The organism is Acinetobacter sp. AS23 (assembly GCF_023612055.1).
Taxonomy (GTDB): Bacteria; Pseudomonadota; Gammaproteobacteria; order Pseudomonadales; family Moraxellaceae; genus Acinetobacter; species Acinetobacter oleivorans.
In genome coordinates, this window is sequence record NZ_CP082274.1 from 1,551,486 (window position 1) to 1,563,808 (window position 12,323).

Annotated in this window: 9 protein-coding genes and 1 pseudogene; 2 read left to right on the forward strand and 8 right to left on the reverse strand. The window is 38.4% G+C overall.

Annotated features, from left to right (window positions below; all coding sequences use genetic code 11):
- Window positions 1-109: 109 nt before the first annotated feature.
- From K6I41_RS07250 to sbnA, 6 genes are all read right to left on the reverse strand, one after another.
- The gene (locus tag K6I41_RS07250; RefSeq protein ID WP_013197456.1) at window positions 110-883 is read right to left on the reverse strand and encodes an HpcH/HpaI aldolase family protein; all 774 of its coding nucleotides are present in this window, start codon (window positions 881-883) and stop codon (window positions 110-112) included.
- Window positions 876-4,403 (reverse strand): IucA/IucC family protein, encoded by a 3,528-nt coding sequence (locus tag K6I41_RS07255; RefSeq protein WP_250375512.1) that lies wholly within the window; start codon window positions 4,401-4,403, stop codon window positions 876-878. The genes K6I41_RS07250 and K6I41_RS07255 overlap by 8 nt, the downstream gene beginning before the upstream one ends.
- Window positions 4,400-5,605 (reverse strand): MFS transporter, encoded by a 1,206-nt coding sequence (locus K6I41_RS07260; RefSeq protein WP_250375513.1) that lies wholly within the window; start codon window positions 5,603-5,605, stop codon window positions 4,400-4,402. Before K6I41_RS07260 ends, K6I41_RS07255 begins: the two co-directional genes overlap by 4 nt.
- 3 nt (window positions 5,606-5,608) lie before the next feature.
- Window positions 5,609-7,249: an IucA/IucC family protein gene (locus tag K6I41_RS07265; protein ID WP_250375763.1), complete on the reverse strand. Its 1,641-nt coding sequence runs from the start codon at window positions 7,247-7,249 to the stop codon at window positions 5,609-5,611.
- A 71-nt stretch (window positions 7,250-7,320) separates the two neighbouring features.
- Window positions 7,321-8,334: a 2,3-diaminopropionate biosynthesis protein SbnB gene (gene sbnB / locus K6I41_RS07270; protein ID WP_003652251.1), complete on the reverse strand. Its 1,014-nt coding sequence runs from the start codon at window positions 8,332-8,334 to the stop codon at window positions 7,321-7,323.
- A gap of 21 nt (window positions 8,335-8,355) precedes the next feature.
- A complete protein-coding gene (sbnA, locus tag K6I41_RS07275) occupies window positions 8,356-9,360 on the reverse strand; it encodes a 2,3-diaminopropionate biosynthesis protein SbnA (RefSeq protein ID WP_250375514.1) in 1,005 nt (334 codons plus the stop codon).
- A 498-nt stretch (window positions 9,361-9,858) separates the two neighbouring features.
- On the opposite strand from sbnA, the pseudogene K6I41_RS07280 reads away from it, so the two are divergent.
- A pseudogene (locus tag K6I41_RS07280) lies at window positions 9,859-9,954 on the forward strand (hypothetical protein); the annotation flags it as partial.
- Between the two features lie 25 nt (window positions 9,955-9,979).
- Here K6I41_RS07280 and K6I41_RS07285 read toward each other — a convergent pair.
- Entirely contained in the window at window positions 9,980-11,002 is a 1,023-nt protein-coding gene (locus K6I41_RS07285; protein WP_250375515.1) for an ABC transporter substrate-binding protein, read from the reverse strand.
- Complete coding sequence (locus tag K6I41_RS07290) at window positions 11,003-11,593, reverse strand: ANTAR domain-containing response regulator (RefSeq protein ID WP_250375516.1); 591 nt, start codon at window positions 11,591-11,593, stop codon at window positions 11,003-11,005. It lies immediately after the preceding gene.
- A gap of 384 nt (window positions 11,594-11,977) precedes the next feature.
- Here K6I41_RS07290 and K6I41_RS07295 point away from each other — a divergent pair, with 384 nt between their 5' ends.
- On the forward strand, window positions 11,978-12,319 hold the full coding sequence (locus tag K6I41_RS07295; protein ID WP_250375517.1) for a hypothetical protein: 342 nt from the start codon (window positions 11,978-11,980) through the stop codon (window positions 12,317-12,319).
- Window positions 12,320-12,323: the final 4 nt, after the last annotated feature.

Here is a 12,323-nt window from a genome sequence, read left to right on the forward strand (position 1 = left end):
GAGAATCATTGTAATTAACAATATTATTAATTGCTTTAAAATAATATATTTGAAATTTATTCAATGAATTAGGGGAATAGGCTTTTATTCCCCTAAAAGATGTGAGCAGTTATGAAATGCTCTTAAAGGTATTTAGATGGTTTTGATGGGCACGGCGTATAATGCTGCGGTCATCCCCGAGTACAAAAAGCTGAACGGATTGTTGTTTCCACGCTGCAATATCTTCAGGTTGTCGAGGAATAGCACAGAAATACTTTTGACTATTTTTAGTCTTTAAATACATCTCTTGAACTTTTTCTTTCACTTTTGGATGGCTAGTTTGCCACGGCATTCCCATCGATTGAGAAAGGTCGGCAGCACCTTCAAGAATAATATCAATACCTTCTACTTTTAAAATTTCATCTAGTTGTTGTAGTCCTTCTAAGCTTTCAATCATAGCAATGACAACCGTTTCGTTTGCTGCATGTTGAACAAAACTCGCTAAATCATCCATGCCGTATCGATTTAACCTTGTCGAGTTGAGTCCTCTTTGCCCAAGCGGCATATAGTGGCAATAGTTCACCGCCTGTTGAGCCTGCTCCGCATTTTCAATACGCGGAAACACAATGCCCGTTACCCCTGCATCGAACAGAGGTAGAACTAAATGGTTCGCGTTTAACGGCACTCTTACAAACACATCAAGAGGCATGGCTCTAGCAGCTAAAATCATGGTCTCGACTTGAGACGTACTAAATAAAGTATGTTCCAAGTCGATAATAATAAAGTCATAGCCCGCAAGTGCTAGTTGCTCGACATTAATTGGCGAAGCTACGGAACAAAAGATTCCGTAGAGCGTCTCGCCATTTGCTATTCGTTTCTTAAAAGAAATCGAATGCTTATTCATATTCAATTTCCTTAATAAGGCTGAGCGGGTTTGGTGTAGTTTGTACTCTTAAGCGAATTTCCGGAAGGAAACGGCGGCTTGCGAGTTGTTCAATATCAATGGTGTCATCTGTAAAGTTAAACAATTCATATCGTTCGCTAAACTCTGGATGAGCTTCTTTATGCTGATTGATGATGGTTCTTAACATGGTCCAGAATTTGATTTCATCGAAGTCATAATGTTCATTTAAGAAAATTGCTAACTCAGCCAGATTTACAAACCACAGCGCATCTTGAGTAAAGTCTCTTAACTCATTTGGAGAGTGGGTTTCTAAGAATGAGTTCGGGTTAATTTTGGCATGTTCTTTTGGCGCATCTTGCAAGTTAGGTAAAAGCTCTGGCTCACGTAAAAGATGACGACTAAAACGGATTCCATCGTGGAAATCTTTCAAGGCCGCTTTAACTGGTAAGCCATTTTTATGAATCAGTACCATGTTTTGCGCATGTGATTCTAAAGCGAGACCGTGGCACCACAAAATATGCATGATTGGTAGATAAGCATTGGTGAGTAATTTTTCTAACCAGAACTCGATACCATACTCTTGAATCCACTCATCAATGAGAGGTTTTTGGTCAATATCGAGTTGCATCAAACCTGTTACTGGCGTGGCCGATTCACCTTCTTTTAAGTAGCTGTAAATACTTTCGCGCCAAATGCAGGCGAGTGCGCCGTATTGAACAGGTAGCGCAATCGGCTGGTTAACTGAAAGACCGCCAATCTCTCTTAAAATAACTGGCTTACGCTGTTTCTCTAAAATATGGTCCTGCTCAACAATGTTATACAACCAGTCACTCATTTTTGCCGCATTTTGAACGGTATGCGGTGCCAATACACGAGAGGTTGAAGTATTGACCAAGTTCATTGCCAACTTGAGAGAAAGCGCCGAAATATCACTAATATTCGACAAGGTTCGAATCGACTGCTGTGGTAAGTAAGTTGGACCTTCAATATCTAACGGAATGATCAGTTGGTTGCTGATTGCATCTTGATAATATAATTCAATAATTTTATCCCACTGCCATGGGTGAATTGGGGTAAGAATATAATCTTTAAAATCTACATGTTGCTCTTTCAATTGATTGTTAATGGCTTGTAGATCTTTTTCTGAAAAATGCTGTTTATAAAGCTGTTCTAAGTTAATGGTTTCACTTAAAACCAGTTTGCATAAACTATTATGAGTTGCCGCCCATTGGACTGTAAAACCTTCAGAAAGCTCGGGTGCATATTTTTGGTTTTCTTTTAAATCGAAGCCGATACGAGATTTAAAACTTGGATGATATAAATGCGCATTGGTAATTCGTGCTTCTTGTTCTAGGTAAGGCAAAGTTCTTAAAGGTTGAGCAGGTGCTTGGCTTAAAGTTTGCGCATGTTTAACATAAGTTAAATAGAGTTCATCATTAAAGTTTTGCCATTTAACTGGGTCTGCTTCAATAATATTTTTTAGGTCGGCAAGTAGTATTTTTAAGTTAGGGCGAGTTTCAGCGTCTAACGTAATATTAGAACGGATTAAGCTTGAAGGATCTAACTTAATTCGTTTAAAACTAAAGTGTCGTTTAGCCGCACAAGTATAGAAAACAGTATCGGAAATATAGAACTTGATCTGACCTTTAGAAAACTCGTATTTAAAAGTATTTTCAAAAATAAGCGCTTCTAGTAATTGGCCCATCACGCGATTTTCTGCGAGGGTTTTATAATTGGTTTGTTGTGTTGGTTGAAGAGGGCAAAGCGCGTCTGCACCGCGATATTTATAAATAGGGTTTTCAACTTCAATCCAGATTGGATTGCCACCACTGTGGTAGAGCGTATTTAACATATTTGCCTTGATTGGTAATGTGAGTGAATGAATTAATAAATCGCTATACTGTTGGCCTTTGGCGCTAAAGTTTTCTTGCGTGAGCGTAAGACGGGTCGCTTGCCAAAGTTCAGATTCTTCAATGGCTGTAACGCGTGCAATTGCACTGATGAGATGAGCAATGTGATTGATCACGAGATAATATTTTAAAAAGGTCCAAGCATCTTTTTGAGAGAACCAAACGGTACTATCTTCAGAAATAGATGAGTCATCTTCTATCATTTCTGGAACAATGCTAATACCTTCCATATCTCGAAGAATAAGGCGATGTGGATAGCCGTTTTTAAATTCCATTAAGCTGTTTTGCATATGCGCTTCTACGCTAATGCCTTTGTTTGCAAACAACTCAACTAATGGAATAAGCGAAACTTTAACGTACTGTTTCCACCAAAAAGTAATGAAGTCTTTGGCATCGTTCGATTGTAAGTTTTGATTCGGTGCAGCTTGCTGAATAAAGCTTAAAAGAGGGATTTCATGGTTTTCGTTTTCTTCAACCAAGCCGCCCAGCATTCGGGTATTTTCTAATACATCTGGCGTGAGTCCTGCTCTATAAATAATGCCAAATGAACTTTCAAGCTCAGGAATTTTGACTGTTTTAGCCTCTAACTCTGGCAGAATCACAAGGTCAGGATATTGTTCATTAATCTTGTGATTAATAATAATTTTGCTCGCATCAATCGCGCGTTCCATCTCATCCATTGGGTTATTACGAATGAAACTGGTAATTCGTACATCAATAGAGAGTTTTAAGAAAAGATTCGATTGAGGTAGCCACACCGTGCGAACGGATGAGGTCGGCCATACCGTTTGACCTAAAGCGCCCAGATAGATTACGTCTTGGCTGTCTAAATGTTTCTTTAACGATGGATGTTGAAGTAAGAAATTGGCTTGCCACGGATGGGTTGGCATAAGCTCATAATTGGTGAAATTCTCTTGTAAATGGTCTTTTGTTGCGTCTAAAACTTCCTCTTCAATACGGTAAGATGGCTGTTCTTCACTGACCAGTTTTTGGATTAAAGACGAATGAACCGCAAAGTAGTGAAGTTGGAAACTTGCGCCTAACTCGGGGCTATACTTTTTCATGTCCTCTTTAGAAAAACCTAGATTGGCTTTAGAGGTCACATGAAAAGGGTGCCCATATAGCATGCCTTGTTCAGTAGCCTGAAAACTACTCAATGCTTTAGTTGCTGTTTGGGAAGGCTTATTTTCTAAAAAGAATTTTGTGTTATCGATACTATTGGCAATATCGGAGTACAGATTTTTATTTTGGTTTTTATCTTTAAATAAGCTATTCAGTTCATCTGTAATCAGCTTCACTAACTGTTTAGGGTCGGTGAGCGAGTCAAACGTATTGTCGTTCAAATTTTGCAGAACAAAACCACGTTGATATCTGTGATAACCCGTAGTTGATAAGTGCTGAACTGCGCCATAAATAACCGTGTTAAATATGTTAAACGTATAAGCAAAATACAGTGTGTCTGGTTGCTCCGCATATAGGGTGAATAAAGGAGAATCTTGAGCTGAGATAATGTGCTTTTCAAGATTTACTTTGAGTTCACGAAAGAAAGTATTTAGGTACTGTTCGAAAAGTTTATAAGACCATGCATCTGTTGTAATAATTGAGTTCATTCTTGTGCCTCTTCTAAAATTGTATCCATTAAGAATCTGTTCAAAATCACCACTAATCCCGCACCGATAAAAAATAGTGAGGTGCAGATTAATGCCGCGGTAATATTGAAAAATGAGTAAGTGAGCGTGATGGTGATTGGGCCAATAAGCTGTCCTAAGACAAAGGCACTGTTAGAAATGCCAATCACTTTTCCTTGGCTTTGAGCGCCAGCTTTTAGAGAAATGGTGTGTAAGATCGAAGGAATCAGGGCTGCAAAGCAAAAGCCTTGTATGAGTCGTAATACAAGAACTAGCCAAATATTTGAAACCCAGATCAATGCGAAAATTGTGATGCCGCAAATTAAAGATGCGTAAACGAAGTTATTAAAAGAATCTCCTTTATCATCATTTCTTTTTCCCCAATAGGTCGCAGCAATAAAGGCTGCTCCCCATGAAAGCGCATGAATGGTTCCTGTTAAGCTTGCTGCAGATAACGAAGAGTGAGTGCTTTGGCTTATTTCGCTAATGTATAAAACGAAGCAAGACACCAAACCAAAGCCGCCCGCTTGAACCAAAATGCCAGCGCTTAACCATGAAAAAATCGTTCTATCAAAGAAAGCTGGAAGCTTGGATTTCTCTTTGGTTTTTGGCGCCTCAGTTTTAACAGTAGTGGTTAGTACAAATGACGCAATTACAATGAGTGTCATCACAACAAATGCTGTTGCATTAAGTAATACTTCAACCCGCCATTGATCCATAAATATCCCGCCGAGTACGGGACCACATAGGCAAGCGAGCGCGACACTACTTTGTAGTTGCCCAAAAGCGGCACCACGTTGTTGCTCATTGGAAAGATATGAAACATAGGCATTTAAAATGACTGAGAGACCGCAAAAACCGAGTAAAATTCGCGCGAAAATAAATAGGTATAAATGCTGGGCGCTCGCCATAAGCAGTATTGAAATACAGAAACCAGCCAGTGAAAGTAACAAGGCTTTTTTATGACCGAATGTGTCGGATAGATGACCCACAATCGGTGCTGTAAATAAGCTGCCAATGGCTGGAGCCGCGAGTGCCAAACCTGCCCAGATAGTGGGAGCACTCATATGCGCCGTCAGTTTTTCCATATAGAGCGGCATGATTGGAATCAGCACCATAAGCCCAAAAGTGGAAAAAAACTGACAGAGCAAAATAATGAAATGATCTAGGCGAGATGAGCGCATGATTTAGATATCCATGATCTCATAGCTAGAAACAGATAAGCTCTGATAAGGGTTTGGCGTCGTTCCGATTTTACTTGGCATGCCTGTTGAGTCGCTTTCTTGCGCAAGTAAAGGCGTAAGTAGCTGTTTAAATGGCCAAGTCTTATTGTCAAAAAGATAGGTTTGAATTTGTGATTTTGTTTGTTCTGAAATGGGTTGGGTTTCTACAAAATCTTGAATAATGTCTTGAACCATCTCCCAAAAATCGCTTTCTGTACGATCCGTATATTTCAAGGCAGCTAAAGCAATTGGATAGAGGTTAATTTGAATCCCTAAGGTAATGAAGTAATTAAATAAGTCTTCATTTTTAGTAAAGATAAGATTGTTTGGCGTACTCGTATCGATGGTATAAATCGGGGGTGTAAAACCGCTTTCTTCAATGGCTGTGGTACATATTCTTAAGGTATCGTGGTCACGTAAAATAAAGCATTTCAACTTATTATTTTCATAACACACCATGGTATTTTGCCCGTGGCATTCAGGCATGATGCCTTTCGACCAAAGCGTTAAGAATGTTTGAATAAAATGAACACTTAAGTCTTTTAATAATGACCATTTGTCACCTTCAACGCCTAAAGTTTCCCAAGGGTCAACATAGGTACAGCTTAAAGCTGACATGGTGATTGGTGTAACGTTTTTATCTTGGCAAAAGTCGGGTAAATGTCTGACTTGGCAGCCAATCACCCCTAAATTTTTTACAATTGGCTCTCGCTTACCCAGTACCCACCAGTGCGTTTCATTACTCAAAAAGAGGCGATTTTTTATTAAAGAAATTTCATTAATGACGTCATTTAAAAAATCATAAGCCGTATGCCCATTCATTAAATAACGGCCTGGCATAGAGCGGATTGCACCTAATGTTTTGGCATTGGTTGAAAGTTTTAAATGCAGAGTAGGGTTTGTGTTGTGAATAAGCGTTCTTAAAGAAGAAGTTGGTAAACCAATTGTGGTGACGTGTTTTAGGTCAATACCTTCATACTTATTTTCATCAAATTTTAAATAGCGGTGTTGCGTCTCTAACAAAGGTAGGGCTAAGTAGTCATCTGAAAGCTCAGCCATTTTGTTAGTAATAAGACTTTCCTCAACTTTTGATAACAAAAGCTCTTTGTGAGGAACAGATTCCATATTATTGATCACATCATCTTTCTTAAAAGCCCACCAATACACCTCAATTTCTTTTTGAGTTGTGAGTGGTGCAAGTTCACCTTTTGAGTGAGCGAACGGATGAAATGGACGATCAGCTACCAGCGATAGCAATTCACTCGTAATCAAAGGCGAAGAAAATGAAAGGGCTGACTGTAAAATTTGAGGAATTTTTTCAGCCGTTACTAAGTTATCTAGCCAGTAATTAATCGCTTTTTGATGGTGTGGTGAAGGCCACCAAGTTGCTTGGGTTAAATAGTTAAAAACTTCAGAAATCGAAATTTTAGTTGTCGTATTGTTTAAGAGGTTATGAAGCAAAACTTCGGGTTGGGTAACATAGAAAGGATTTACACCATCTACTTTTAAACAGTTGAAATAGAGCTCCAACTCATCATTGAGAGTAATTGCCAGATAAGGCTTTTTATAGGAAATATGATCTTTAAAATCTCCATAATTCTCCATGTAGAGTGCATCTATCGTTTTTTGTAGTTGTGCTGTGTAAATCCGATCTAACATTTTAGTTATTCCTATTCTTATAAAAGCGGTAGAACCGTGCCAACATTTTGTTCTTGTGCGGCATTGAAGAACCACTTAGCGCAGACAATGTCATCAATCGCCATGCCCATTGGGTTGAGCAAAATGATTTCATCTTCGTGTTCGCGGCCGTTTTTATGACCAATAATGATGTCGCCAAGTTCAGCATGTAGTTTTTCACGGCTGAATAAGCCATCTTCAACCAGCACGTTGATGACTTTCTTTTCTCGGTTTGATTGGTCCCAGTCATCTACAATCACTTTGTCGACTTTTAAGAAGACTTCTGGCTCAATATCCATAATTGAAATGTTTGAAACAAAGCAGCCTTTTTTAAGCCACTCAAACGGAATGTAAGGCTTATCTGAAACGGTACAGGTAATGAGGACATCGGCTTGCTGAATTGCAGACTTGGCACTGTCATGAATTTCAATTTCTAGATGTGGATATTCCGATAAGAACAACGCTTTGAGTTTTTCAGCCGCTTCAGGGTTCACATCAAATAAATGGATTTTTTTCACTTGAGCATATTGTTCAAGTACAGTCTTAATCTGCATTTGAGCAATTGGACCGCAGCCAATCACGGTAATGTCTGAAAAGTCTTTTTTTGCTAAATATTTAATTGAAACACCCGTAATTGCCGCAGTTCGCATAGCACTGATTAAGCTGCCTTCCATTACTGCAACTGGATAATTTGTTTCTGAGTCATTTAAAACAATTAGTGCACTAGCACGCGGAATATTGAATTTTTTAGGGTTATGTTGTCTTGAGCCAATCCATTTGATGCCAGCAATTGGGTCGTTGCCGCCTAAATAACAAGGCATTGCGATAATACGGTCAGCAATATGGTCTGCACCTTGCCAGCGAAGGTACGGTTTTAAGGGTTGTACAAACTGTTTATTTGCATGCAGGGTTAAACCTTCAGTAATCGCTTCAATAAATGAATTACTATGATTTGCGCCAAGATTTAATAAATCTGATTGACTTAAATAGCGAAGGGTAGCCAAATTGCTCATGAATATTTCCTAAGGAGAAAGTTAAACAACATTTTGTAAAGTAAGATTTTCTTGGCATCGTACGTTTCGATTGAAGTGACGCTTCTTGATCATTTCAAACCATTCATCTTCATAAACCAGATCGAGATAACGGTCACCGCGATCGGGTAACAGCGTTAAGACGCACGATCCATCAGGAATGGTTGGAATCAGTTTTTTGATGGCTGAAATAGATGAGCCGCTCGAACCGCCTGCAAAGATTCCTTCATGTTCAAGAAGTTCTCTGCACCCGAGTGCTGATTCATAGTCATCTACATAAATGACATCATCAATTTCATCGGGGGAGAGGAGAGCTGGAACAGTGCTTGCTCCAATGCCAGGAATTTCGCGTGGACCAGATGTTCCACCGAACAGCACAGAGCCGACAATATCGACTGCGATGACTTTTAATTCGGGGAACTTTTCTTTAAGGCGACGAGACACGCCCATAATCGTGCCGGAGGTACTTGCTCCAATCACGAGGTAATCAATCTTGCGATCAATTTGATTTAGGATTTCTTCTGCTTCACCAAAGTAGTGACTTTTCCAGTTGTTTGGATTTGCATACTGGTTAATCCAGACTGCATTTGGCAGTTGTTGGCAGAGACGTTTTACGGTATCAATTCGGGTTTTTAAATAACCACCGTTTTGGTCTTTTTCAGAGACCATTTCGATGTTGGCTTTGTAGAGCTTCAGCATTTGTAGGTTTGCTGAGGCAATTTTCGGGTCAATAACGGCAGTAAATTTTAATCCATATATTTTGCATGCCATCGCAAGCGCAATCGCTAAGTTTCCTGAAGAACTTTCAACAATATGACTATCTTTATTAATCACTCCCGATTTCAGGCCTTCCTGTAGCATGAATAATGCTGGACGGTCTTTAATACTTCCTCCTGGGTTTAACAATTCCATTTTCGCAATCACTGAGATCGATTGATGCGTGAATAGCCTTGATAGTTGTAATAGTGGCGTTTTACCTATGCAGTCGAGAATATTTTCATGGATCATGGTAGATCTTCTCAGGTTTTATGTGATGTGAATGATAATGATTATTAATTTAATTATTATTACCATTTGTGCCATGATTGTTGCGGTTTGTAACGCAAAATAGGGGGGACTTATAGGATTTTTCACTAATTTTTTTTGTGTAATTGTTTGAATCGTAATATTTATATTTTATAAAGTTAGAAATTAATAAATGTTTTAAATATAACTAGATAGGCAATAAATTACTTTTTAGCTAAAAAAATTAATCTAATTAAGACGGATGATTGAAATTACTTTGAAGCAATAAAATTTATGACCTGACCCACATAATTTGTGTATCACTATTTTGTAAAGATGATAGAGAGGTTTAATGCATAAAAAGAGAGGAATATTTGAGTACTTTCTTAACAGGCTGAGAATGATTAACGAAATTGATGATGTGGCAGTTATTGATATGAAAATGTCTGAAAATGATATGTTTAGATAGATATGATCATTTCCATAAGCGCTATATTTTCAATGGATCAGTTGAGCCTAGAAAATATAGTAATGCGTGTTTCGCATTTTGTCTTATGGGTCTTTCAAGCTGTCTTTTTTATAAAAGACAGCTTTTTTTATGCTGATTTGACTCTTAGATTACTTATGAAGAATATCGCTGTTTGGCTTGTTCATAAGCCTCAAGATTAATGCATTGAGCTCCTAAGCTTATGATTTGTGCTTGGTCAATTTGAAGTTCATCCCACTTTTGCATTTGCTCAAGCAGCCAATAAAAGTCTTCTACTTTTGGAAACGCACTTTCTTTTACTAAATGACGAACAATTTCCTGAATCTTAAAATATTTATCGACATGCACTTCTTCTGAGCAATGAAAACGAACAATTTCAAACTCAACCAATAACTTTAAAATTGGAGCAAAGTCTTGGAACTCACTCAATTCTTGTTGGGCTTTCATAATTGCTGCGGTGAGCGCGACTAGTGTTTGTGGGTGCTGATTTGCCCATTCCTGTGTTACGGCTAAAACCTTGTCAGCCACTGGAGGAATAATGTTTTGGCTTGAGCAGATCATTTTACTTAAACCAAGAAGCTCACCTTGGGTATTCCAAGGTTCACCCACACAAAAACCATCAATCACATGTTTATCGAGTGCTTCGACCATATAAGGTGGTGGTAATGTTTTGAGCTGAATAGACTGCGCGATTTTTGGATTTGCTAAAGCCAACCATTCTCTTAAACAATAATGATGAATGGAATGCTTAAACACATGCGCTAATGAAATGGGGTGACCTTGTTCAAGATAGCTCGCCACTTTCTGCGCCGTTATTTGAGCCGTATCATTTTCTTTAATTGCAAGTTGATGAGTAAGTTTTTGACTTAAGCTAATGAAAGCACGGTTTTCACTTAAAACCAGTGATGTTTGTAGTGGTGTGCCAATTTGATCTGTGCCTACAGCCGCCGCAGGTAACATTGCAGATAAACAGTGCGCTGCATCTAATAATCCAAAAGCCAAACGGTCTCGAAGACTTGCCCAAGATGCTTCTTTAACTAAAGTGACGTCTAAACCGACTTCTTCAAAGAAACCTCTTTGTTTTGCCCAAAGTAATGCAAGACAATCAAGCAAAGGAATATAGCCGAGTTGTAATTGAGTCTTTTCTAATATGCTCATTTATTCATCCTTCAGTTGGTTGCCAAGTAATTTTTGAGCGTCAAGTAAATGCCTTGCCATTTCTCCAATCGTAATCCGGTGACTCATCGCATTTTTTCTAAGAAGCTGAAATGCAGTTTCTTCTGGTAGTCCATGTAATTGCATCAGTAGCACTTTAGCTTTTTCAACATCCTTACGGTCAGCAAGTTTGGTTTGAGCTTCTTTTAAATCACCTTCGAGTTTTTTGTGCTTTTTATATTGCTCGATCGAGATTTCTAAAATGGTATGTAAGCGGGCAGGATCTATGCCATCGACGATATAAGCAGTTACTCCTGCATCGATGGCTTGTTTGATAGTGTCTTTATCTGAATTTTTAGTGAACAGGACAGTAGGTAGATCATAGCTACTGACACAGCTTTCAATAATGTCGCGATGAGGATGATCCATATCGAGCAAGATTACATCGGCTTGTAAATCTTCAAGACGAAAGATATTCAAGTGATCCAAAGTAAGGCAAGCGACCACTTCAAAGTCATTTTCAAGCAGACTGTTTTTTATATAGTCCGCTCGCGCATGATCATCATCAATAAGGGCTATTTTGAGTTTTGGCATAAGTTCAGAAAATCAGGCTAAGAAAATGCGCCAATTCGACGCGTTTTTTGTTATTGGGTTTTAAGCAAGATTAGTGCCATCCAAAACCACTCAAAAATCAGGATTTAGTGGCAATTTTGGATGCTTAAGAGTTGGTGTGTTCGATCTTGGTGCAAAAATACGGTTCATTTTGTGGCAAAGCTTATTTTTGTTTAAACCATATGAGTGTGCAGTGATAGAGCAAGTAAAATAAGGTTTGATTCTTTTCTCACATGTTAAAAACTTATATCTGTATGAAATTAAATATAAAAGTATTATTAGGTTAAATTTTTTTAAATATTGGCATGTAAAGTGCTTACTTAATTACAGGTCGAAGACGACCATGAGTTTTAAAGACGGCCAACGATGTCCGTTCTGATCGAGTTTGTGAGTGCAACCGCACATACAAAGAAGTTACGTTCAGTCGGAGTGAAGGTCATGTCTTTATTTTTATTGCATAAAAAAGTTACATCTGAATTATTTAATTTTTCAGTTCCAGCGATGCGAGCCTTCTCTAAAAGGGGGCTCGCTTTTTTTATTTCTTTTTTTGATTTTGCTGTGCATTGGGTGTCGTTAACGAGTGAAAAAAATTGGTTTCAAGCAGCTACATGCCATGTGAGCTTGATTCATTTCTCGATAGAGCACAAAGCAAAAGAACAATGTCTATTTGAGAACGGAATAACGCAGCTTAAAAGCAACGTGATTTGAGGAG

Coding starts and splice junctions, on each gene's coding strand:
- K6I41_RS07250 (WP_013197456.1), bottom strand. CDS start 883: ATGAATAAGCATTCGATTTCTTTTAAGAAACGAATAGCAAATGGCGAG.
- K6I41_RS07255 (WP_250375512.1), bottom strand. CDS start 4,403: ATGAACTCAATTATTACAACAGATGCATGGTCTTATAAACTTTTCGAA.
- K6I41_RS07260 (WP_250375513.1), bottom strand. CDS start 5,605: ATGCGCTCATCTCGCCTAGATCATTTCATTATTTTGCTCTGTCAGTTT.
- K6I41_RS07265 (WP_250375763.1), bottom strand. CDS start 7,249: ATGGAGAATTATGGAGATTTTAAAGATCATATTTCCTATAAAAAGCCT.
- sbnB (WP_003652251.1), bottom strand. CDS start 8,334: ATGAGCAATTTGGCTACCCTTCGCTATTTAAGTCAATCAGATTTATTA.
- sbnA (WP_250375514.1), bottom strand. CDS start 9,360: ATGATCCATGAAAATATTCTCGACTGCATAGGTAAAACGCCACTATTA.
- K6I41_RS07285 (WP_250375515.1), bottom strand. CDS start 11,002: ATGAGCATATTAGAAAAGACTCAATTACAACTCGGCTATATTCCTTTG.
- K6I41_RS07290 (WP_250375516.1), bottom strand. CDS start 11,593: ATGCCAAAACTCAAAATAGCCCTTATTGATGATGATCATGCGCGAGCG.
- K6I41_RS07295 (WP_250375517.1), top strand. CDS start 11,978: ATGTCCGTTCTGATCGAGTTTGTGAGTGCAACCGCACATACAAAGAAG.